The 23,632-nt window shown below is 41.9% G+C and carries 24 protein-coding genes; 15 read left to right on the top strand and 9 right to left on the bottom strand.

Annotated features, from left to right (window positions below; all coding sequences use genetic code 11):
• Position 1 precedes the first annotated feature (1 nt).
• The 15 genes from map to AS141_RS19715 all read left to right on the top strand — a co-directional run bounded on the left by map (position 2) and on the right by AS141_RS19715 (position 10,103).
• Positions 2-775 carry a type I methionyl aminopeptidase gene (map, locus tag AS141_RS19780; protein WP_057939438.1) on the top strand — a complete coding sequence of 258 codons (774 nt, stop codon included), beginning with the start codon at positions 2-4 and terminating at the stop codon, positions 773-775.
• 1 nt (position 776) lies between these two features.
• The gene (infA, locus tag AS141_RS19775; protein WP_057939437.1) at positions 777-995 is read left to right on the top strand and encodes a translation initiation factor IF-1; all 219 of its coding nucleotides are present in this window, start codon (positions 777-779) and stop codon (positions 993-995) included.
• A gap of 7 nt (positions 996-1,002) precedes the next feature.
• A complete protein-coding gene (gene rpmJ / locus AS141_RS26095; protein ID WP_082632371.1) occupies positions 1,003-1,119 on the top strand; it encodes a 50S ribosomal protein L36 in 117 nt (38 codons plus the stop codon).
• Between the two features lie 3 nt (positions 1,120-1,122).
• Positions 1,123-1,500 (top strand): 30S ribosomal protein S13, encoded by a 378-nt coding sequence (rpsM, locus tag AS141_RS19770; RefSeq protein WP_057939436.1) that lies wholly within the window; start codon positions 1,123-1,125, stop codon positions 1,498-1,500.
• Positions 1,501-1,515: 15 nt separating this feature from the next.
• Positions 1,516-1,914 (top strand): 30S ribosomal protein S11, encoded by a 399-nt coding sequence (rpsK, locus tag AS141_RS19765; RefSeq protein ID WP_057939435.1) that lies wholly within the window; start codon positions 1,516-1,518, stop codon positions 1,912-1,914.
• A gap of 18 nt (positions 1,915-1,932) precedes the next feature.
• Entirely contained in the window at positions 1,933-2,538 is a 606-nt protein-coding gene (rpsD, locus tag AS141_RS19760) for a 30S ribosomal protein S4 (RefSeq protein ID WP_057939434.1), read from the top strand.
• 39 nt (positions 2,539-2,577) lie between these two features.
• The gene (locus AS141_RS19755) at positions 2,578-3,567 is read left to right on the top strand and encodes a DNA-directed RNA polymerase subunit alpha (protein ID WP_057939433.1); all 990 of its coding nucleotides are present in this window, start codon (positions 2,578-2,580) and stop codon (positions 3,565-3,567) included.
• 6 nt (positions 3,568-3,573) lie between these two features.
• Complete coding sequence (gene rplQ / locus AS141_RS19750) at positions 3,574-4,149, top strand: 50S ribosomal protein L17 (protein ID WP_057939432.1); 576 nt, start codon at positions 3,574-3,576, stop codon at positions 4,147-4,149.
• Positions 4,150-4,268: 119 nt separating this feature from the next.
• A complete protein-coding gene (gene carA, locus AS141_RS19745) occupies positions 4,269-5,366 on the top strand; it encodes a glutamine-hydrolyzing carbamoyl-phosphate synthase small subunit (RefSeq protein ID WP_057939431.1) in 1,098 nt (365 codons plus the stop codon).
• Positions 5,367-5,389: 23 nt separating this feature from the next.
• Positions 5,390-6,670: a phosphopyruvate hydratase gene (gene eno, locus AS141_RS19740; RefSeq protein WP_057939430.1), complete on the top strand. Its 1,281-nt coding sequence runs from the start codon at positions 5,390-5,392 to the stop codon at positions 6,668-6,670.
• A gap of 101 nt (positions 6,671-6,771) precedes the next feature.
• Positions 6,772-7,056 (top strand): FtsB family cell division protein, encoded by a 285-nt coding sequence (locus AS141_RS19735; protein ID WP_057939429.1) that lies wholly within the window; start codon positions 6,772-6,774, stop codon positions 7,054-7,056.
• Complete coding sequence (locus tag AS141_RS19730; protein WP_057939428.1) at positions 7,037-7,588, top strand: hypothetical protein; 552 nt, start codon at positions 7,037-7,039, stop codon at positions 7,586-7,588. The genes AS141_RS19735 and AS141_RS19730 overlap by 20 nt, the downstream gene beginning before the upstream one ends.
• Before the next feature lie 20 nt (positions 7,589-7,608).
• Complete coding sequence (locus AS141_RS19725) at positions 7,609-8,454, top strand: serine O-acetyltransferase (protein ID WP_057939427.1); 846 nt, start codon at positions 7,609-7,611, stop codon at positions 8,452-8,454.
• Positions 8,441-9,316, top strand: a complete 876-nt coding sequence (gene cysM, locus AS141_RS19720; RefSeq protein ID WP_057939558.1) for a cysteine synthase CysM — start codon at positions 8,441-8,443, stop codon at positions 9,314-9,316. Before AS141_RS19725 ends, cysM begins: the two co-directional genes overlap by 14 nt.
• A gap of 250 nt (positions 9,317-9,566) precedes the next feature.
• The gene (locus AS141_RS19715; protein WP_057939426.1) at positions 9,567-10,103 is read left to right on the top strand and encodes a pyridoxamine 5'-phosphate oxidase family protein; all 537 of its coding nucleotides are present in this window, start codon (positions 9,567-9,569) and stop codon (positions 10,101-10,103) included.
• A gap of 65 nt (positions 10,104-10,168) precedes the next feature.
• On the opposite strand, the gene AS141_RS19710 is transcribed toward AS141_RS19715, so the two are convergent.
• The 9 genes from AS141_RS19710 to AS141_RS19670 all read right to left on the bottom strand — a co-directional run bounded on the left by AS141_RS19710 (position 10,169) and on the right by AS141_RS19670 (position 23,510).
• The gene (locus AS141_RS19710) at positions 10,169-11,272 is read right to left on the bottom strand and encodes an acyltransferase family protein (RefSeq protein WP_057939425.1); all 1,104 of its coding nucleotides are present in this window, start codon (positions 11,270-11,272) and stop codon (positions 10,169-10,171) included.
• A complete protein-coding gene (locus AS141_RS19705; RefSeq protein WP_057939424.1) occupies positions 11,269-11,976 on the bottom strand; it encodes a class I SAM-dependent methyltransferase in 708 nt (235 codons plus the stop codon). The genes AS141_RS19710 and AS141_RS19705 overlap by 4 nt, the downstream gene beginning before the upstream one ends.
• Before the next feature lie 35 nt (positions 11,977-12,011).
• Positions 12,012-12,503: a VOC family protein gene (locus AS141_RS19700; RefSeq protein ID WP_317043057.1), complete on the bottom strand. Its 492-nt coding sequence runs from the start codon at positions 12,501-12,503 to the stop codon at positions 12,012-12,014.
• Between the two features lie 10 nt (positions 12,504-12,513).
• Positions 12,514-12,972 carry a DinB family protein gene (locus AS141_RS19695; protein WP_057939423.1) on the bottom strand — a complete coding sequence of 153 codons (459 nt, stop codon included), beginning with the start codon at positions 12,970-12,972 and terminating at the stop codon, positions 12,514-12,516.
• Between the two features lie 28 nt (positions 12,973-13,000).
• Positions 13,001-13,303 carry a chaperone modulator CbpM gene (locus AS141_RS19690; RefSeq protein ID WP_057939422.1) on the bottom strand — a complete coding sequence of 101 codons (303 nt, stop codon included), beginning with the start codon at positions 13,301-13,303 and terminating at the stop codon, positions 13,001-13,003.
• 1 nt (position 13,304) lies between these two features.
• Positions 13,305-14,216, bottom strand: a complete 912-nt coding sequence (locus AS141_RS19685; RefSeq protein WP_057939421.1) for a DnaJ C-terminal domain-containing protein — start codon at positions 14,214-14,216, stop codon at positions 13,305-13,307.
• Positions 14,217-14,325: 109 nt separating this feature from the next.
• Entirely contained in the window at positions 14,326-16,209 is a 1,884-nt protein-coding gene (locus AS141_RS19680) for a DUF4153 domain-containing protein (RefSeq protein WP_057939420.1), read from the bottom strand.
• A 64-nt stretch (positions 16,210-16,273) separates the two neighbouring features.
• Positions 16,274-18,568 (bottom strand): translocation and assembly module lipoprotein TamL, encoded by a 2,295-nt coding sequence (gene tamL, locus AS141_RS19675; RefSeq protein WP_057939419.1) that lies wholly within the window; start codon positions 18,566-18,568, stop codon positions 16,274-16,276.
• The gene (locus AS141_RS19670) at positions 18,558-23,510 is read right to left on the bottom strand and encodes a translocation/assembly module TamB domain-containing protein (protein WP_232424970.1); all 4,953 of its coding nucleotides are present in this window, start codon (positions 23,508-23,510) and stop codon (positions 18,558-18,560) included. The genes tamL and AS141_RS19670 overlap by 11 nt, the downstream gene beginning before the upstream one ends.
• Between the last annotated feature and the right edge of the window lie 122 nt (positions 23,511-23,632).

Here is a 23,632-nt window from a genome sequence, read left to right as displayed (position 1 = left end):
GATGATCAATTACAAGACTTCGCAGGAAGTTAAGTTAATAAAAGAAAGTGCCGATATACTAGCTAAAGCCCATGGGGAAGTAGCCAAGTATGTCAAGGAAGGGGTAAAGACCTCTTTTCTAGATAAAATTGCTGAGGAGTTTATCAGGGATCATAATGGAGTTCCTTCATTTAAGGGCTACAATGGTTTTCCTGCTGCACTATGTATTTCTGTAAATGAAGTAGTTGTACATGGTTTTCCCAGTGAATATGAATTGAAAGATGGCGATATAATCTCAGTAGATTGTGGAGTCTTTCACCAAGGTTTTCATAGCGATTCCGCTTATACGTACCCTATTGGTGAGGTTTCTCCAGCTGTAAAAGCATTATTAAAAGCCACCAAAGATTCACTTTACATTGGAATAGAGAAGGCAATTTTTGGGAATAGAATTGGTGATGTGGGTAATGCCATCCAGAAGTTTGTCGAAGCCAAAGGCTACACGGTAGTCAGAGAGCTTGTCGGACATGGATTGGGAAGAAATCTACATGAGGCACCGGAAGTTCCCAATTATGGAAAGAAAGGAAGCGGTCCCTTACTGAAAGACGGAATGGTGATCGCTATTGAGCCTATGATTAACCTTGGAACACGGAATATTGTCCAGGAGCGGGATGGATGGACTATTCGCACAGCGGATAGAAAACCTTCAGCACATTATGAGCACACAGTAGCGATATTTGAAGATAGAACAGAGGTGTTAACCTCTCATAAATACATAGAAGAGAATTTTAAATTCTAATATGGCCAAGCAAACATCAATAGAGCAAGACGGTACCATCAAGGAAGCATTGTCTAATGCGATGTTCAAAGTGGAACTAGAGAATGGGCATCAGCTGATCGCCCATATATCTGGTAAGATGAGGATGAATTACATAAAGATCCTTCCTGGTGATCGAGTAAAACTGGAACTGTCTCCCTATGATTTAAGTAAAGGCAGAATTGTATATCGATATAAATAAGACTGAGATGAAAGTAAAAACATCTATCAAAAAAAGAAGCGCTGACTGCAAGCTAATCCGTAGAAAAGGGGTTTTGTATGTCATCAATAAGAAGAATCCTAAGTTTAAACAAAGACAAGGTTAAATTATGGCTAGAATTGCAGGTGTAGACATACCAGACAATAAGCGTGGCGTGATCGGACTTACCTATATCTTCGGAATAGGAAACTCTGCTGCCAAAGCTATCCTGACCAAGGCCGGTATCTCTTTCGATAAAAAAGCAGGTGAGTGGGACGACGATGAGTCCACTGCTATCCGTAATATTATCGCTGAAGAGTTCAGAACCGAAGGTGTATTAAAGTCAGAGATCCAATTGAACATCAAGCGACTACAAGATATCGGTTGCTACAGAGGTTTGAGACACAGAAAAGGACTTCCAGTTCGTGGTCAGCATACCAAGAACAACGCCAGAACAAGGAAGGGTAAGAGAAAAACAGTTGCTAACAAAAAGAAGGCAACTAAATAAAACCTGATTTAGATTATGGCTCAGAAAAGAAACGATAAAGCAAAGGGTAAAAAAAGAGTAGTTAAGGTAGAAGCTGTAGGTCAAGCTCACATCAGAGCATCCTTCAACAACATCATTATCTCTCTTACCAACAATGCAGGTCAAGTTATATCTTGGGCTTCTGCCGGTAAAATGGGTTTCAGAGGTTCAAAGAAAAATACTCCTTACGCAGCACAGATGGCCGCACAGAACTGCGGGCAGGTAGCATACGACTTAGGTTTGAGAAAAATCGAAGTATTTGTAAAAGGTCCAGGCTCTGGTCGTGAATCAGCGATCAGAACATTGCAAAATGTAGGATTGGATGTGACTACGATCATCGATGTGACTCCAATGCCGCACAACGGTTGTCGTCCTCCTAAGCGTAGAAGAGTTTAATCATAAAATTGTAATACAATGGCTAGATATACAGGTCCTAAATCAAAGATTGCCAGAAAATTTGGCGAAGCTATTGAAGGACATAGCAAAGCACTTGCAAAGAAAAACTACCCTCCTGGCATGCACGGCAGAGGTAGAAGAAAGAAGCAATCTGAATACGCAATCCAGCTTGCTGAGAAGCAAAAAGCAAAATACATCTACGGAGTATTGGAAAGACAATTCGCTAAGATGTTTGATATTGCTTCCAGAAAATCCGGAATCACCGGTGAAAACCTTCTTCAGCTTCTAGAAGCAAGATTGGATAATACGGTATATAGATTGGGAATTTCCCCTACCAGAAGAGGAGCCAGACAACTGGTCTCTCACAAGCATGTGCTTGTAAACGGTGAGGTGGTTAACATTCCTTCGTTTACACTTAAGCCAGGTGATGTCGTTTCTGTAAGAGAAAGATCTAAGTCTTTAGAAGCAATCACTAGTAGCTTAGCAGGTAGAGGTGCTAATAAATATTCCTGGTTAGAGTGGGATGGCACTTCATTGACCGGCAAATTCGTCAGTGTTCCAGGCAGAGATGATATTCCTGAGAATATTAAGGAGCAACTCATTGTCGAACTTTACTCTAAGTAATATTTTACTATTTTCAGCTTTTAAAAAAGAACGAGATATATGTCCATACTAGCATTTCAAATGCCCGAAAAAGTGGTGATGGAAAAAGCCGATGACTTTCATGGCTTATTCACATTCAAACCGCTCGAAAAAGGCTATGGAGTTACAATCGGTAACGCCCTGAGAAGAATTTTGCTTTCTTCCTTGGAAGGTTATGCCATCACTGCCATCAAAATACCTGGTGTGGTGCATGAGTTTTCGACCATCGAAGGTGTAGTTGAAGACGTTACAGATATTATTTTGAACCTAAAGCAAGTGAGATTCAAGAAAGTGCATGAGGCATTTGACGGAAAGATCACTGTTGAAATCAAGAACCAGTCTGTATTCACTGCAGGAGACATTGCCAAGTTCACTTCTTCTTTCGAAATCCTGAACCCGGAGTTGGTGATCTGTCATATCGACGAGACCAAAAACTTTGAGATCGAATTGACGATGGAAAAGGGAAGAGGGTACCTACCAGCTGAAGAATCCAAACCAAAAGAACAGATATTCGGAACTATCGCAATCGATGCAGTTTTCACTCCTATTAAGAATGTGAAATACAGCGTTGAAAATACGCGTGTGGAACAGAAAACTGACTTCGAAAAATTGATCATGGAAGTTTCTACTGATGGCTCTATCCACCCGGAGAAAGCACTTCAGGAATCTGCCAAAATCCTTATCCAGCACTTTATGTTGTTCTCTGACCAGACTATGGTTTTGGATTCAACTGGAGTAGCAGAGCCGGAGCCAATTGACGAAGAATTCTTGCATATGAGGAAATTGTTGAAGACTAATTTGGGAGATCTCGATCTTTCTGTTAGGGCATTCAACTGCCTTAAAGCTGCGGATGTGAAGACTTTGGGTGACCTTGCCAAACTTGAAATTTCTGACATGATGAAATTCAGAAACTTCGGTAAGAAATCCCTAGCTGAGCTAGAGCAACTTATCCAGGAAAAAAACCTGACCTTCGGGATGGATATTTCTAAGTATAAACTTGATGAAGAATAACTAATAATGAGACACGGTAAGAAATTTAACCACCTTGGAAGGAAGGCCGCTCATAGAAAAGCAATGCTTTCTAATATGGCAACTTCGCTGATTCTTCACAAGCGTATCTCAACAACGCTTGCCAAGGCAAAAGAATTGAAGAAGTACTTGGAGCCACTAGTGACTAGAGCTAAAGAAGATACTACGCACAATAGAAGGATGGCTTTCGCTTATTTGAAAAATAAGGAAGCTATCATCGAACTATTTGGTGAAGTAATTTCCAAAGTAGCTACCCGTCCAGGTGGATATACCAGAATTATCAAAACTGGATTCAGATTAGGTGATAATGCTGAAATGTGTATCATCGAGTTGGTAGACTTTAACGAATTGATGTTGAAGGACGCTCAGCCTGCTAAGAAAACTACGAGAAGATCTCGCAGAGGTGGTGCTGGTAAAGCCACTAGTGCTGAAGATACTGCTGGAGCAGCTCCGGTTAAAAAAGAATCTGCAACTAAAGAAGAAGCTCCTGCAAAGGATGTGGAAGAGCCTAAGGCTCCTGAAGCTTCAGCTGATTCTACGGAAGAAGAAACTGATAACAAATAAGTTGATCAGTGGCTTCACAATATTGAAAGGATTGGACATTTGTTCAGTCCTTTTTTTATACCCTTTTCATTTATCTTCCTTCCCAATAAATATTTACCTTTGGGCAATTATTAAGCAAAATGATCAAACAAAAAGCAACTTTACTCTTGGCAGATGGAACTGTATTTCACGGTTCACTAATTGGTAACCCTGGTACAAACGGTGGCGAAATTTGCTTCAACACCGGAATGACCGGATATCAGGAAATCTACACGGACCCTTCCTATACCGGTCAAATTATAGTGACTACTACTTCTCATATCGGTAATTATGGCGTGATAGATGCAGAGGTGGAATCTGATCATCCGACTATCGGTGGTATAGTAGTTAATACTTTTTCAGAAGTATTCTCTCGTCTGGATGCCTCCGGTTCTCTGCAGGATTATCTTGTGAAAAATAAAATTACCGGGATTGCTGATATTGATACCAGAAAACTTGTAAGACATCTTCGCTCCAAAGGAGCTATGAATGCGATTATTAGTTCTGAATTTGAAAATGATCTGGATGGCTTACAAGCTGAATTGGAAAAAGTACCGGATATGGATGGCCTTGAGCTTTCCTCGACTGTATGTACCCAAGAGCCCTATTTTGTCGGAGATGAGAACTCTTCCATCAAAGTAGCCTGTATGGATTTTGGGATTAAAAAGAATATTCTTCGGAACCTCGCGGATAGAGGTGTATACTGTAAAGTTTTCCCTGCTAAAGCAACATTGGAAGAAATGGAACAATGGGCTCCAAACGCATATTTCCTTTCCAATGGACCGGGTGATCCTGCGGTAATGGAATATGCTGTGAAAACGACCAAGGATATCCTTGGTACGGGTAAGCCTCTATTTGGGATTTGTCTTGGGCATCAGCTTTTAGCCGAAGCATGCGGTATTTCTACCTATAAGATGCATCATGGACACAGAGGTTTGAATCATCCAATCAAAAATCTATTGACTGGAAAAAGTGAAATAACCTCTCAAAATCATGGATTTAATATTACCCGTGAGGACACTGAACAAAATTCTGAGGTTGAAATCACTCATGTCCACCTGAACGATAATACCGTTGCGGGGATCCGTCTTAAGAATAAACCTGCTTTTTCGGTTCAATATCATCCTGAATCATCTCCAGGCCCCCATGATTCCCGCTACCTATTTGACGATTTTATTTCTTTAATCAATAAAAATTAATACCCCTTAAACCTTTTGAAACTATGACGTTGATTCAATCAATTCATGCAAGACAAATCCTCGATTCCAGAGGAAATCCTACAATTGAAGTAGATGTTTACACAGAGAATGGAGCTTTTGGCCGTGCCGCTGTACCAAGTGGTGCATCTACAGGTATAAATGAAGCAGTAGAGCTTCGTGACGGAGACAAGGGTGCGTACATGGGCAAAGGCGTAATGAAAGCAGTAGCCAATGTGAATGATGTCATTGCTTCTGAATTGGTAGGTTTCGATGTGTTTGAGCAAAATATGATTGATCAGATCATGATTGATCTTGACGGAACTCCTAACAAAGGAAATCTAGGCGCAAACGCTATACTTGGTGTTTCTTTGGCAGTAGCGAAAGCGGCAGCAATGGAATCAAACCAACCACTTTACCGATACATCGGTGGAGTAAATGCCAATACACTTCCTGTTCCTATGATGAACATCATCAACGGAGGTTCTCATTCTGATGCCCCTATCGCATTCCAGGAATTTATGATCCGTCCCGTAGGTGCCCCTTCTTTCTCAGAAGCAATGAGGATGGGGACTGAGATATTCCATAACCTTAAGAAAATCCTTCATGACAAAGGTCTTAGTACTGCAGTAGGTGACGAGGGTGGATTTGCGCCAAATTTCTCCGGCGGAACTGAAGAAGCTCTTGGAAGTATCTTGGATGCTATTGAAAAGGCCGGATACAAAGCCGGTGATGATGTGACTATCGCATTAGATTGTGCTGCGTCTGAGTTCTTCAAAGATGGCGTTTATAATTACAAAAAGTTCGAAGGGGATACTGGTGTTGCAAGAAGTAGAGAGGAGCAAGTAGCTTACCTTGCTGAACTTACTGAGAAATACCCAATTGATTCTATAGAAGACGGTTGTGCCGAAGAAGATTGGGAAGGCTGGGCAATGCTGACTGCAAAAATCGGTGATAAAGTACAACTGGTAGGTGATGATCTTTTCGTTACGAACGTTAAATTTCTTAAGAGAGGTATCGAAGAGAAATCTGCTAATTCTATCCTGATCAAAGTAAACCAAATTGGCACATTGACAGAAACGATTAATGCAGTTAATCTTGCTCACAAGGCGGGATTCACAGCAGTGATGTCACACAGATCCGGGGAAACTGAAGATTCTACTATCGCTGATCTCGCTGTGGCCTTGAATTGTGGACAGATCAAAACCGGATCCGCATCTAGATCTGACCGTATGGCTAAATACAATCAGTTGCTTAGAATCGAAGAACAATTGGGAGAATCTGCTGTATTTAACGGCAAATTCTAACAAAAGCTACCAATAAGTTAAAACAATTAACAGCTCGCCTCGGCGGGCTGTCTTTTTTTTGCATCATTTTTGTACCTTGATGGCCGATTACATCAGGACATATGAGCTATTTAAAGTACACTAAGAATTTCTACTTCCTCGGGCTTATCTTTTTCCTTGCCTGGATGATTTTTATTGATTCAAATAATGTGGTTAACCAAGTTAAGTTGAGCAATAAGCTTGGACAGCTTGAAGATCAAAAGGAATTTTATTTGGAGCGCAGAGAGAAAATTAAGGCCGAACGCGAGGAATTGATGAGCAACCCTGAACTCTTAGAGAAGTTTGCCCGTGAAAAGTACTTAATGAAGAAAAACACCGAAGACCTCTATGTCATTGTTAAAAAGTAAATACCTGCTCTTATTTTTTCTTGGAATTGTATTGTTTCAGACTTCGTCCTTTGCCCAGCGGGAGATTTATCCTGAAGATTCTATTCCATTCAAGGACCGTTTGTACTATGGTGGGAATTTTGGGATGCAGTTTGGTACGGTGACACTCATTGATTTTTCACCATTAGTAGGGGTAATGATCACACCTAAATTTTCTTCGGGCGTAGGAATTACGTACCAATATTTTAATGATAAGAGGTATATCGGGGGGGAGACGTCTTCTTACGGGGGGCGTCTATTTAGTAGGTACAATATATTTCCCAATATTTTTGCCCACGCAGAATATGAGACTATCAACTTTGATAATTACAACCTGCTAACAGATAGGTTTGAACGGATCTGGTCAAATGCTTTATTTCTAGGAGGTGGGTATTTTGCTCCGTTCGGTTCTAGAGGTGGAGCCAACTTCACATTTCTATATAATGTATTGCATGACAATCTTCGTTCACCGTACGGTGAACCATACGTGATCCGTGTGGGTTTTGTGCTATAAATACATCTAACACACTTTTCATGGAGTCTTTCGTCTCGAAATTATACAAAGCACATCAGGATTGCTCAGAATGTCCTTCACCTAAAGTTATTCAGCAGTTTTTTGAAGACTTGCTTGGATTACTTTTTCCTGAATATACAGTTGAAAAAATAAATGATAAATCACAGATCGAAACTTCTTTGGTTCATCTGAAAGAAAATCTATCTTCTATTTTGGAACGCAATCCCCATCTGCATAGCGGGATAGGATCAAAGTTGGCAGACGCATTTTTTCTTAATCTTGAACAGGTCTTTGACTGGATTCATCAGGATGTAGATGCGATGTTTGCCGGGGATCCTGCTGCAAAATCCAGGACAGAAATCTTGAGAAGCTATCCTGGTTTTTACGCTATCTCAGCCTATAGAATAGCGAATTCTTTGCATAGACTTGGTGTCAAGTTGATCCCTAGAATGATTACGGAATTTGCTCATAGCCGTACTGGAATAGATATACATCCAGGAGCTACTATTGGCCAGTATTTTTGCATTGATCACGGGACCGGGGTGGTGATCGGAGAGACAACTATCATAGGGAAGCATGTGAAAATCTATCAGGGAGTAACTCTTGGAGCCTTGAGCGTGGACAAAGCTGATGCTGATATCAAGAGGCACCCGACGATCGAAGATGACGTGGTAATCTACTCAGGAGCCACAATTTTGGGCGGGAATACAGTTATTGGAAAAGGAAGTGTAATTGGAGGGAATGTGTGGCTTACCAAAAGTGTGACGGCAAGAAGTAAAGTCTATTACCAGACTCAAATGTATCATTCAGATTCTGCCGTGACAGATATGTACATTTTCAAAAATGATCAAGATGAAGCTATTTGAACTGATAGGAAATACTCCCTTAATACAGCTGGATCATATTCCCATAAATCCGAAGGTTAAGATTTTCTGTAAACTGGAAGGTCAGAACCCAGGCGGAAGTGTGAAAGACAGAGCCGCTTATAATATGCTTAAAAGTGCCATGGATCGCGGCGAAATCCAATCTGGGGATAAGCTGGTAGAAGCGACGAGCGGTAATACCGGAATTGCCTTGGCTATGGTTGCCAAGGTTCTTGGTTTGGAGATGACTTTGATCATGCCGGATAATTCCACCAAAGAACGGGTAATCTCAATGGAAGCATACGGAGCAGAAGTGATTTTAACTCCTGCGAACAAAACAATTGAATATTCCCGAACGCTAGCAGAGCAGATGAGCAAAGAAGGTTACTTCATGTTAGATCAGTTTGGGAATCCGGATAATTACCTGGCCCACTATAAAACTACTGGTCCGGAAATATGGGAAGATACTGATGGAAAGATCACCCATTTTGTATCCGCGATGGGAACCACCGGGACAATTATGGGGGTTTCTAACTATTTGAAAGAAAGAAACCCTGACATTCAAATCGTAGGAACCCAACCTACTGATGGATCCAGTATCCCGGGAATCAGAAGATGGTCGCCTGAGTTTCTGCCCAAAATATTTGATCCAAGTAGAGTCGATCAGGTTATTGATGTCAGCGAAGTACAAGCCACTGAAATGACTCGCAGAATGGCCAGGGAAGAAGGCATACTCGCAGGTATGAGTAGTGGCGGAGCATTGCATGCTGCCATTGAACTTTCTAAAACCCTTAAAGAAGGCCTAATTGTCTGTATTACCTGTGATAGGGGTGATAGATATCTGAGTTCTGATCTATTTGGTTGATAAAAAAGGAACGATAAATTTTTCGTCCAAATCAGACTTCCCCTGGAATCTATTTCCCCAGTTCAGGCATACTTGCTGTACTTTTTGAGAGTTAACGTAAGCTTCGACTAGCGTATAAAAACCCGCGATAGTTCTACTAACGCTGTTTAATGGCTGTTTTTCCACTTGATTGTTTTTCGGCAACCTGTTTGCATAATTTCAGATGAACCCGGTTGAGGGTTAAATTTTGAAATTTAAAGCCAACTATATTATGGACTCAATTAATGAAAACCAAGAAGAACATAACAGGGAGAACCTGATAGGGTCAGCAGCTGTAGAGAAAATAAGAGAGCTGATAGATAAATCAGGATCATGTTTTTTTGTCACTTCTACCAGCTTTAATAATTCCCATAAATCCCGTCCTATGTCTGTTCAAAAAACGGATGATGCAGGCAATATCTGGTTTTTAAGTGCAAAGGATAGCATGAAAAACATGGAGATTGCTGCAGATACGGATGTCACGTTATATTTTCAGGGATCCTCTTACTCAGACTTTCTGGAGCTAAATGGTCATGCAGTGATCTCTGAGGACCGGGCAAAAATTGAAGAACTTTGGGATCCAATGGTAAAGGCTTGGTTTACCGAGGGTATAAATGACCCTAGAATCTCCGTGATTCAATTTATCCCCGACAGCGGGTACTATTGGGATAACAAACATGGAAATGCAGTAGCCGGGATCAAGGTTTTGATCAGCGCCATTTCAGGAAAAACAATGGATGATTCCATTGAAGGAACTTTAAATGTGTAGTTGGGGCGCTTTAAAGTTCTGAGGTGATCCTTAATTGGATCACCTTTTTTTATATTTTTCAGGAATCAAATCCTGAAAAATATCTTCTTTTTATATAGGAAATAACACAGGTACCACATTGCTCCCCAGGTCAATAGCGAAGTAATTATCGGTATAAAATGTTCATCGAAACCCAGGGGAGTGAGTACACCCGAACTGAAAATTCCCACAAAATCAAAGAGCCAGCGATGAGCCAAAATTTCAGCGAAAAGATAAACAAAGATGGAGTTCATGCCGACTACAATAATGGGAAAAACCCAAGCCTGGCTTTTCTTCACATCCACCAGCCAGTAGAAAAATGCCAAAGTTAAGATCGCCCAACCTCCCGAAGCAAAGCTGAAAGCGGTAGTCGCTATGCGCTTAATAATGGGAGTGACTCCTGAAAAGTCCAGACCATAACCGATAGCCAAACCTATAATGCCGGCAATAAGTAGGATCTTGATTTTTACAGCAGCTGTTTTTGAAGAAAGCAGCAAATTGCCACACATTGCTCCCCAGATGGTATGTGCTGCTGTTGGGATGCAATTGATTGCTACCCAGCCGCCATCGTTGATTTTTCCCATTAAGAGCATATCGGTATAGTTTCCGAAGTTGCTGCCATGCTCGTAGGGCACTTCGGGATTATATAGGCGATACATTACTTCTGTCAGAATCAATAAACCCGCTGAAACTCCCAATTGCACTTTCCAAGACTGTCTGATTAATAGAAAAGTGACAAGAATGGTAAAGGAAAGTTGGGTCAATACATTCCAAAGCTCGAAAACCAGCTTCCCAGCATAGACACAATGCAGACCTGTGCCGAAAAGGAAAAGTAGTAAACATCTCTTCAGAATATGCTGCCTCACCTGCTTCCGGTCCCCTGAGTTTGCCATTCTTTTATTCAGGGAAAATGGCATCGCCACTCCCACAATAAACATGAAAAAAGGCTGGATCAAATCCCAAAATCTCAATCCATTCCAAGGGTGGTGAGTGAATTGCATGAAAAACGCATGCACTAAACTTCCTTCGGGACTAGCTTCCAAAAGTGATTCATAGATCAATGCCGCCTCAGCAATCAAGAGGCACATTGTAAGTCCCCTGTAAACGTCAAGGGACACCAGGCGATTTTGGATTGGGCTTATGGTTCTCATTTTATTCCACCAAAAGCCCCGAAGCACATATTTTTGTGGAGGATTTCCACCTTGCTGAAACCGACCTTTTTCATCAGGTCCAGTTGATAATTCATCGACCTTGGAGAATCTTCCTTTTCTACATATGCCAGTACTTTTTGGCGGTATTCCTTGCCTCCAATGTGCTCAAGATAATCCCCATACCGCTCCCAAGTATACTCATTCAGCAGAGCCGTATCTTGGGTGATCAGATCAGAAATCATCAGACATCCCCCTGGTTTGAGTAGCTTAAAAAGTTTAGCGAATGTACTTTCCCAGTCTATATCGTCCCGTAAATGGTGTAAGACTGCGCCAGCTAAAATAATGTCAAAGGAAGCTTCTGGAAGTAAAACATCACGGATGTCACTTTGGAAAATAGAAACATTTCCGCTTGTTGCTACAGACACCCGTTCCATTGCTTTTTCCAACATTTTACCGCTTAGATCTAACAGCACGCAATCCAAATCAGGGACTTTGCTAAGCATCATCAAGGAATAATTTCCAGCCCCACAGCCTACATCCAAAATCGATTTGGCTTCAGGGACTATCCTCTTGGCAGCTTCGGTGATAAGCTCTAGCGTGATTTTGGCATCGATGGTAGCTACTTGCCCAGTGTCAAGATTAGAGAATCTTTCCACGTCATTATCAAATCTTTCGCGGATTTCAGCTGTGCTGGATTTGTTCATTGGAAATAGGGTTAGAATATGTTTTTCTTTTTAAATCATCTATGCTGGTCAAATAAGATCATATTTTCATCGGGATCCTTGAGCATAAAGCTGGCAGGACCTGAGCCACTTTCGTCAGTTGGATTGATGATTTCTATATTTCGGGATTTCAGCTTTTGTTGAATTTTTCGGATATCATCGAACCCCGGAACTTCCTGTGCATTTTCATCCCAACCGGGGTTGAAGGTTAAAATATTTCCCTCAAACATCCCTTGAAATAACCCAATCAATGAGTTGTTATTTTTCATGATGAGGTAGTTGTTTTCCATGGCTCCACCAAAAACTTCAAAGCCTAGCGCTTCATAGAATGCCTTTGACGCTGCTAGGTCTTTCACGCTTAGACTGAGCGAAAATGCTCCCAGCTTCATGCTATCATTTGTTGTAAATTCTGGCTTTTGAATCTCTGAATGGGCAAAAAAAGAATGTACAAATAAGCCAAGACTAAATGAAATTGAAATGGTTAGGGCGAGAGAGGAAATCCTGTTCATAGTGAAAGAATTATTTGATAAATTTCAGCAAGCTTATCATCGTACCCAAATGCATTGCCTCATGGTAATTGTTAAATGTTATCGCATCAGCTGCATTGGCAAGATTGAATCCTTTGGAGGTAGTGTATGGCGTGTAATCATTAAGTTTACCTGAATTATAATCAGATTTGGTTTGTTCAATTGGCTTAATCAAAAGTTCCTTGAAAAGCGCTACAGTCCCCTCGGGTTCCGGGATTCCAGGTTTTGTACCAGGCTTGTATTTTTGAAAAAGGTCGTCAGAAATAGTTAATGGGACGTTTGCAAGTCCGTAGACAAGGCGCTGCTGTACTACGATGACGTGGCCGATATTCCAGAGGAGATTGTTGTTGAATCCCTCCGGTACTTTATTCAACTGCTCCAGAGAATTGTGAATGAGGAATTTAAGGTAAATGTTTCGGTTGTTTTCCCAGATATGGAACTCGTTATTCATGGTTTATGGTTTCGTGAAACTTGGGTTGTTATTGATTTTCCAGTTCGTATTGCCTCAGTCGGCTTTTGGTTTCTGCCAGTTCATTCTGAAGAGAATCAACTTTGCGAAGGAGATTAAAAATCACATCTATCCCTTCCGGATTGACTTCAAGATCCTGATGAATACGGATCATTTTTTCAAGATCGGCTACTTTCTCTTCAGGAATACACCTGTTTTCCTCATAGGTATGGATTTCGATGAGACCTAAATTGGACAAGGCATCCACAAAGGATACTTCGATCTCAAAATGGGTGCAAATGGTCTCGATTACTATCAATTCTTGCTGTGCCATCTTATCGTAGTTTTTGTAGTTCTTCAAACAACTTCTTTTCTTCTGTGCTCAGGTTAGTCGGGTTTTTAACGAAGTAGGTAAGGATGAGATCTCCAAATTCCCCTTCTTTTTTATAGATAGGGAATCCCTTGCCCTTCAGACGGACTTTCGTTCCATTCTGTGTTTCAGGAGCCACTTTGAGCTTTACTTTACTGTCAAAAGTATCCGCCACAAGCTCACCTCCCAGCATTGCTGTGTAAAGATCCACCTCCACATTTGCATAGAGATTGTCTCCTTCGCGCTGGAATTTAGTGTTGTTTTGAATAGTGAATTTGATGTAAAGGTCGCCATTTGGTCCGCCATTGATTCCTGGAGCACCTTTCCCTTTGATCTTGATTGTCTGCCCATCGGCAATCCCCGCAGAAATGGTCAGGCGGATATTTTCACCATTGACTGTAAGTATTTGCTTGTGGGTTTTATAAGCGTCGTAAATACTCAGGGCTAGCTCTGCATTATAATCTTGGCCTTTGAATTTGACTGTACGTCCCCCTTGGCGAAAGCCTCCTGCGCCAGTGCCAAACATGGATTCAAAGAAGTCCGAGTAGTCTTGACCTTCAAATCCTGCTTTCCCCCCAAATCCTGCTCCTCCATATCCTTGACTTCTGCGCTGCCCGGCACCTTGGGCCCCTGCCTGTTCAAACTGATCGGCATGCTTCCAGTCCTGGCCGTATTTATCGTATTTTTTGCGCTTTTCAGGATCACTCAGTACTTCATTCGCTTCGTTTACTTCTTTGAATTTCCGCTCAGCTTCCTTGTCGTCTGGATTTACATCAGGATGATATTTACGTGCCAGCTTACGGTATGCTTTTTTGATGTCAGCTTCACTGGCGCTTTTGTCTATGCCCAAGATGCTGTAGTAGTCTATAAATGCCATAGTTTTACTTGGAATTTATTTTGGATTGGAAAAATAGAATCAGGAATTCTTATGGGAACTTCCAATGATCAAGATAATGAGAATGAAGTTAGGAAGGAAAATCACCTGATTATTCTTCCTGAATTTCTCTGACTAACAAGAAACAGTCTAGGTTTTGAAGTTCTGGTTTATCCTCTGGGTTTGCTATCGTTATTGAGCTTATTTGTATTTTGATTTCAATGTTTTTCTCTTTTCTGGAAATGATTAATTCCTCTGAAGGAACATATTGAAATCCACTAGTATAGGTGTTTAGTAGGTCTTTTAGGTATGTTGAAATATCAATATTCATCGAGCCATCAGTCCATTTAAGGATCAGATTTGCTTTATTATCCTTGTCCAGTTCCAAATGATATTTTAGATCTGAAAAAGGCGCATTCTGTATATTATATGAGTTTAACGTAACACTTCGAATGTAGTCGAATCCGGATATTGTCATTTGGAAATCACCATCTCCCAACAACGTCAGCTCTTGGTGCTCGCCAGAAACACTTAACCTGTCATAATAGGGAACATACTTCAAGCCCATCGATTCCACAAGAAGTTTGCTGGGATTGGTATAATTAATTGCCAGGCTGTCCCTCGATTGTTTGAGGAGACTTTCTAAATCCTGCTCAAACCAAGGGTAAATATTTTTCAAACCATGATATTCTTCCAGGTATTCAACAATTGAATTTACTTCATAGAGTTCCTCGTTGGAGATTGGTTTTGTCCGCAACTCTCCGATAGGTTTGAGACTGCCCATATCTCCGATGACCCATTTGGCTTCATTTTGGATTTTGTTATCAACAAGGATGTTGTTCTCATCTAAAATTTCAGCCAGGCGATTTCTCTGCACCATCTCACTCCAACTAAACATTCCCCATGGACCAAAAGAAGAGAGGATCATAAAAATTGCCAGAGAAATGGGGATGGTCTTTATGTTCTTTTTACCCATGGAATAGTAGATAGAAATAAACGCAAGCCAAATTCCCATCAAAGTGATAATGTAGCGGTTCACCGTCAACCCGTAGTCTTGCAGCCGGATCCCAATTGCAAAGAAAAGAAGGACGATAAGGGGGATGAGAAAAATATAATATCCTTTATAAAATTTCTTGATCCAACCACTTTCTTTCCATTGCTGATAAGGATATAGAAGCAGATTGGTAAATATTCCCAAGACTGCAATGGCTATAATCATATAGCTTACAATACCTTTTGGCCAGTCTCCTGAGATGATGATTTTGGCTCCGTAGCAGTATAGAATGCAGAGGTAGATCAAGAGCAGTGGTATCAGGATGAATTGAGTGAACACTTTTAGCCCTTTTGGGTATTGTTCAAGTGAAAGTGTATTTTCAAATGTCTCTGGAATACCTGCCAGAAAGAACCAGGTATTGAAAACCCCGAAAGTAACGGCAAAGATCTGGGCGTAGGTCTCACCTTGAATGTTGACTTCGAAAAGTGCATTTATAGCCAATAATGCAAGACTTATTCCAGTGAAAATCACCACAGAATAGTAAATACCATGAACTAGCCTAATGAACAGATTCTTATTATAATTCCAGAAGCTATCCTGGTTTTCACTTCCAATGTAGGGGAGAAAGGCAACCATCAAGTGAATCGCCAGATTGAAAATGGAGTAGCGAATGTAAGGAACTCTGGTATTGGTAAATGTTTCCTCAGAAGGAAAACTAAAATAGATTAAGCCTAGAAAAAGTAATCCAACTATCCGGGCAAGTTGTCTTTGCCAAACCTTAAATCCTTTTCTTTCTGCGAAGACATCGATGCAAAAGTAAAGTGGAATGCCCAGCGCAAAAGTCAAAAGGAGGTTTACCGCCCTCAAGTCTTCTACAGGTTCCATTTCGATAATCCAGCAACCCAATCCAGCGGCTAAAAAGCCAAACAGTAAGCTTAAAGGGAAGCGCATTGCGGCGCCTGTCCCATCTTTGCGAAGCTGATCTATAGAAGGAAGTCTCATGATTTCTGTTAGTTAAAAATGACAATTGCCTAAGATAACTTACAAATCTGGTACTTGGAGTTAACTAGAATGGATAGCCAATCGCAAAATTGAAGATCAGATTTTCCCTTCTCCAGGTTTTGCTTCCTATATCAAATGTGTTGCCCCATCGCTCACCTTCTTCGAGATAAGGGACCCGTACAGGTGTAGCCAGATCAAAGCGGATGACAAAAAACTGAATATCCACCCGCAAACCTATTCCGGTTCCGACGGCAAGTTCGTTCCACCAGGTTTTGGTAAATTTTCCTCCAGGCAGAGCTTCATTGTCGTTCATCAACCAGATATTTCCGGCATCCATAAATAGCGCCCCTTTCAGCAGCGATACAATCGGAAAGCGATATTCGATATTTGCTTCCAGCCGGATGTCTCCTGACTGATCAAAGTAAGAGTTCACATCAAAATTTTCAGGTCTATAAGTGCCGGGGCCTATTGATCGGATCCTAAATGCCCGTACGCTGTTTGGTCCTCCGGAAAAGTACTGTTTTACATATGGCAGCGAAGAGGAATTGCCAAAAGGAACCCCCATTCCACCGAAGAGACGAGTAGCAATTGTCTGGTTCTTATCAATATTCCAATGATATCTAAGATCCAGATCGACTTTGCCATATTGCGCATATTCGAGTCCCAGAAACTTGCCGTCATCTTTGCCAAAGGCTCTATCAACCAGGCTTAGGGTGTTTCCTGCAAAGTCCAAACCCACACCCAGGAAATAGCCATGTGTTCTGAATCTGTCATTCAGTTTATTATAGTTGAAGGTATAGTTGATTCCCGCAATGAAATTTTGCTCGAAACTTCGCTTCAAAAATGGATTATCATCTAGAATCTGATCAAATTCCGGAGAAGTTTTGCTAAGATTCACCACGCTGAGGCTAATGGGGTTAATCTCATGGTAGGCGAATCTATTGGCATTCCAGAAGTAGCCATAGTTGGCTGATACGGAGTTTAGATTATATAGACCACCTCTACTCAGGTATTCCACTCCTAGGCCCATTTTGGTTTTGGGTACCGAGTAGCTGAACTTCTCCTTGATGGGAACGAAGAAAATCACCCTTGGAAAAATCAGATCAGCCTTTAACCCAAGTTCCAGAGACCGCAAGCCTTTCCTGTCCTCACCTCCTGCGATCTGAAACTCATACCCCATACTGCCGGTCAGGTTTAATGTTTCACCGCCTTTGAAAAGATTTCGGTTTCTATAGATGAGGTTAAGCGCCGGGCCGGCAAAGTTATTCGATTTGGAGACGGCCAAGAGTTCAGCGCGGACAGAGCGTTTAGTCATCGGTGATAAGTAGAAACTTGCTTTCAGATGCCCCAGAGAATCATTGGAGGATAATTCCTCATACCGCAGGTTTACGAATTTGTAATTTCCAATGGTGCTCAGTCTGTTACTCGACAATCTGGAAAGGGTAGGGTTGTAGCGTTGCTCGTCCTCAATGAGAATGTATTCATTGAGCAGTTTAGGTTTGAAGACCAAGTTTCCTTGAATGAAGTTCTTATTGTCATAAAAGGAGGTATCCAACTTTTCTGCATCCTCATCAATGGAGTAATTTGGAAATACATTGATCGTATCGATTTTGTAAGGAATGATACTATTTGTAGGTACATTTTTCTTCAATCTTAAATAGAGTTTGAATAAGCGAAGGCTGTCAGAAATATTAGTATCCGCTTCGAATATCAGGAAGTCAGAATTGAAATTATAGTATCCCTTTTCCTTCAGCGTGGAATCGATTCGGGTTCTTTCGGCATTCAAGGTGTTCAGGTCAAATCTGCTTCCTGAATCCAGTGCTGTTTCCTGCATCATCGCGATGATTTCCTTGTCAATTTCCATACTGTCGCGCTCCACTTCCACTTCTGTTAAGGTGTAAGGAGTAGAGATCAAGGCAGTGTAGTCTACTTCGGCAAACTTCCCTTTTCGGAGCACTTCTGAATCTGTAGTGCTGTAGAAAAATCCACGGTTTTCCAGTCTGTTCAGAATAAGATCTTCTGTCCTTGAGGGATCCACCTGACTGAAGTAAACAGGTTCTTCACCTATTTTTTTATTTAAAAATCGGTTGATGAACCCGGGATTTTCCTGAGTGCCCTTATAATGAGCCCAAAGTCCCACGTACATGCCTAGGAACTTGCTGTTGGGTTCGGGTCTAAGTAAGCTTTCCAGTTCCTCTTCAACTTTATCTAACCCCCTGATTTCACTTTCAGTGTTTACATTCAGCTCAGCTCCTTTATATAGGAATTCTCCTTCTGGGATATGCTTTTTTACATTGCAACTGTAGACTGTTGCAAGAATAAGTAGGATTAAGGCCGATATGAAATGTCTAATCTTCATTTTCTTTCGCTTCTTTTGCCTCTTTTTTTTCTTTCCTTCTTTCAGCTCTTTTCACCTTGTTGCCTTTCTCTTCCAAATCGTCAATTGGATTGGTCTTATCTTTATCTTCAGGGGCTGGAGCCCTCCAAAGTTCTGGGAATTCATTGAACTCACGGTTGAAAATCAAACCGCCGCCAGTCACGATGAGCTGTCCATCGATGATACTTTCAAACTGGTTTTTGCGGAATGCGCGGATTCTCCATCTGCCGTCTTCTGTTAGCATGTATTCGAAACTGATATTTGCCAATACAGAATTTGCCTGATCTGAATTCTGAGAACTTCCTTCCAGATCCACCTGGCTGCCGACCTGCACGATCAGTCGGTCATCAAAAAGTGTCTGCTGGGCACTGATATTCAAATCGGTTCTATTTTGCGCACTTCCCGATTGGTAATCCTGATAGCTGTCTACATCAAATCCTACCTGAAAACCACTATCCCCGAAGAGTTTGCTGGAGAGCGCATTCATTTGGTCAGAAAGTACCTGACTTACGCTGTTTCTTGCAATCGCCTCCGCACCACCATTTGATCCGTCACTACCCGAAGAGGGAAAGAATCTGTTCAGTACCAATAGTGAGAAGACCTGCTTGTTTAGCTCATCCTCCTGCTCATTGATCTGGAGAACTCTGGAATATACATTTCCGCCAAAGGCTCCACGTTGATTTTCCGGCATGTCGAGCGTAAAGGAGATTTCTGGTCTGAGGAGTTCGCCTTTGACATTCAGATAAACTAAGAAGGGAAGCTGCTGCTGATATTGGGTCTGAGTCTGATTGGCACTACCGGTGAGTTGTGCAGACATCAGCTCTGAAGCTCCTGTTTCCACTTTATAGATAGCCTGGATGTCCATGGAAGCGTCCATTGGATCGCCGTTCCAGGTAATCCGGCTACCTGGATTGATGTCAAATTTTCTGCTCACCAGATTATAAAGTGACATTTCATAATGTCCACCTGTGATTTCATAGTTACCACTTAAGGTGATCCTTCCATTTGGATTGATGTCCATTTGGAGATCGGAATCTCCGGATATCTGTAGATTATCTCCTGTAGCCGGATCTATGACGATAGTAAAAAGTGCATCGGGATCGGTCTTCAACAGAGCGCGGATATCGAAGCCAGAGAATGCATTGGTAGTTTCCTCAGTCTGTCTGGTAAGGAGATCGTCAGGATTTTCTTTGTTGACAAACAAAACCACTCCCTCACGCTCCACTAGATCAAGTTGTGATTCTGGAATAATCACTGTTAAATCTGTATTGTTTTTCACCCCGAGCTCCGCTCTGACAATAGGAAGAACTAAATCGCCCCGGATAGTTACATCAGCATCCAGACTAGCTTTTCCATACACCAGATCGTTCTCTTTATCAGTAGAATTCACTGCCATGAAATTGTCAGCGTTAAGTTTCAGATCAAAAGAGGGATTTGTATAACTTTCAGTAAATATCGTCCCGTCGATCGCAAACGTATTGCTTTCGGTATCCCTGATGGTAAACTGATCAAAGTAAACGCCATCGTTATCCACTCGGATAGTTTCATCGGAGAGAATGTATTTTGTGCTGAGTTGGGCAGGGACAAATCCCGCCTCATGGAATTGAAACTCTCCCTTGTATTGTGGTTCGGTGGTAGTGCCATTGGCAGTGATAGTACCGGATAAATAACCATCGCCATCGAGAATCTGATCCTGCGAAAGCCCGGCAATTTTCTGCATTTCTATCCTGTTAAGATCCATTTTCAGGTCAAAGTTTCCTCCGGCTTCATCTGCGGTGAATTCTCCGTTCAGATCGAAATCCACTCCATCGTCTTTCAGGCTCAGTGCCAAAATATAATTTCCAAGACTCTTTGCAGTTGCATCCAGATTCATATTTCCCAGCGGGACATCCAGCACATTCAGGCTGTCAATCTGAAGCTCACCCATCAGCCCGGTAGCACCAAAAGGATTCTCTACCACAAGTCTTCCTTCCATTTTTCCTCCGGCGATGATTTCATCAGGGTTTAGCAAGCTGGTAATCGTTGAGAGTCTGAAACCCTGGAAGATTAATGCAATATTTTCGTCGGCAAAGCCTTCGACATTATTTACCAAGGAGAGTTCCTGATTAGCCTTGGTGAATTTGAAGTCCTTAAACCCTAGGCTTTCCCCTGAATATTTCACGAGGTTTTGCTCTGGGACAGTCCATTGCTCACCTTTTAGAATCAAATCAATGGAGGAAACGTGATAGCTCAGCGTATCACCATCAAGCCCGATATCTGATGATATGTGGTAAGTGCGCTCCTCTTCTTCGTAGGAGTGAAAATCAAAGTACAATCTGGAATCTGCCAGTTGACCTGTGATGAAGGTCTTGTCCATGCTCAGTGGCCCCGAAGTCAAATCCTGAAAACCAACATAGAGACGAAGTACGTTTTCATTTGAGCGTATTCTAAGTCCCAGACTATCCACTTCTGTCCCGGCATAATTGACATAAGGGAATTCTAAGGTAGCAGTAAGGGAATCGATATTCTGGAAATAATCAGCTTTGATACTTGCCGAGTCAAACTCTTGCAAGCCTTGCAAAAGCACGTCGGTTAGTAATGGATCATCTGAGATCTTCAGATCTATATTCATTACAATGTTCCCTTCTCCAATTTGTTCTGTGGAATCCAACTCGTCGAGGTAGTGTTGGAAATGCGCGGTTAAAGCAGCGGTAAGGTCAGTTGGATTGGTATTGGTGTGCATATACCCATTGACCAACTTACTCGCGATTTCCACACTCGTAGAATCCTTCCTTACGCTGGCATCAGCGGATACTGTGCCCAAAGGATAATTCCGTTCATCGTAGAGAATCGTACCTTCATGAAGTAGTGCCTTCAGATCAAATTCCTCTGGATTGCCTTCAAAATCTGCATCTAATTTCAGCTGGGCTCTGGAGCTGTTTGCCGCAAGGCCAAGGGCGTAGAAATCCGCCCCTTTCAGGTCAAGGTTTAGATTGATAATTGAATTGGTCGAATCCAGGTCCAGTTTGGTCAGCAACAAGAAATCCAGAAACTCTGAGTTCAGTTCGGCTTCAAGATCTCCAGCGCCGTTAACTAATTTTCCTTCCAGTTTCAATCCGGAATAATCTGAACTATACAATCGAAGCCGCTCAAAAGACGAAGTTAATTCTGCATTCAGGTTGTTCAGGCTTGAGCCAGAACCTTTCGCCTGAATTGTAAATGTCAAGGTATCAAATTCTGGTTGCTTGAGAAGTTTTCCTACCTGAAGCTGATCTACTTTCAGGTCTGCATCAAATGCTATTTGACCATCATTTTGATAGGCCCCATCCAGCAGGATATTCCCCATATCCGTCTTTAGCTCGAGGTCAGCGAGAAGATCATCCATCATACCACTGGCGCTGGCCTGCAGGTCTATTTGCTCCGGAAATTTTACCCCATAATCTTCTTCCTTCACGAATTTCAAAAGCGTTTTCCTATTGGTCAGGAGGGTGATTTCGGGAAAATCAAAGGAAAGGTGGTCTACATCCATTGGGTTTTGGACAGATCCATTTGCGCTGAAATCACTCTCACCCCAGTGAAGGTTCAGGTCGGGAATGTTCATAGCTTTCAAATCTCCATGGACAATCAAATCCAACAAAATAGGATCTTTGGCCAGTTCTCTGATCAGCGTATCCTGGGTTAATGTAGGGTCAAAGAAGAAGCTGTCCCGGACATCCAGGGTAGATTCATTTACCTCCAGATCAAACCTCAGACTTTCGTAATCCTCTATGAGCGCCTGAATGGAAGCGTATTCCAGTTTGATTGTAGCGTCCAGGTTACTTCTGTTGGTGGCAAGTAAAAGGTTGTTCAACGCGGCTGATTCATTATCTGCTTCCAAGTCAAACTGAAATTCTTTCAAGACAAAGCCACTGCCTTCCTGGAAATGAAATTCTTGCAAGTTGGCCCCAACTGTTTCGTCTTTCAGAAATAAATCTTCAGCATCAAATGTCAGGTTGGAAATAGTAATTACTTCAGGATTAAACCTGCCTTTTTGCACCGTCACATCTGCCGATTTATATTCTATGTCCGAGGAGTCTATGGTGATTTTTTCAGCTTCCACAATCCAGTCTGGCCATGAAAATGGAGCTGATTCGGCGGTTTCCGCAGGATCATATTGTGTAGGCATGGAGAAATCATGGAAAAGAATTGAGGATTTTTCCAAAGCGATAGTAGTAAGCTCTATGCTCTGGGATCGCAAATCTGCCTTTGGTAGCGCTACTGATAAATTCCCTATCTGAACCTGGGCTTTCTGGCTGTCCGGTTCACTTAGGTAATCTGCACTGACATTGGTGAGTGTCAATTCATCCACGTTCACGATCGGCAAAGGAGTTTCTTCAGCAGATTCTTCCGAAGGGGGAAATGGCTTTGACTGGTGATACTTGATACGCGTGTTTTGCAGCGCAACATTTCTGATGTCAAATTCATATTCCTCCAAATTCAAGCCGGGGATGGTGAGATCCAATTCTCCCAGCAAAATAGCGGCATCAATGCCCATAACTTCGTCGAAGTATTCGATATCAAAATTCCGGAGAGAAATAGGAGAAAGTTTGATTTTTAAAGGATCCGATGCAGTAGTGTCTGCAGCGACTTGGGCAGTATCCGCAGGTTGGGTAACGAAAGCCTCAATCAAAAAATCGAAATTGAACTTCTCAGTCTCCGCACTTCTACTTACCCGGGCTACCAGACCTTCCCAGTCCAGTTTGGTTACATTGATATTTCCGTTGGTGATTAACGGTGCAAAGGCTACTCCTGCTTCAAGGTTTTTGGAGTAAACCAGCGTGTCTCCTTTGGTATCCTCCAGATACAGATCTTCTAGGTAAATGTTACCCGAAAATGTAACAAAAAGGCGCTTGATTGATACCTCAGTGTCCGTTTTCTTAGAGAGGTAGTTGGTTGCTTTGTCCACAACAATCCCCTGACCCCACGGGCTTCGGATAAATAGAATCAGGACACCTACGATTACCAGAATTATGGTAAGCGTGATACCCAGAATCTTTAAAAATTTTTTAAAAAAGCGTTTAATGGACT

Source organism: Algoriphagus resistens (assembly GCF_001442615.1).
Lineage (GTDB): Bacteria > Bacteroidota > Bacteroidia > Cytophagales > Cyclobacteriaceae > Algoriphagus > Algoriphagus resistens.
This window is presented reverse-complemented; position numbering and strand designations above follow the sequence as displayed.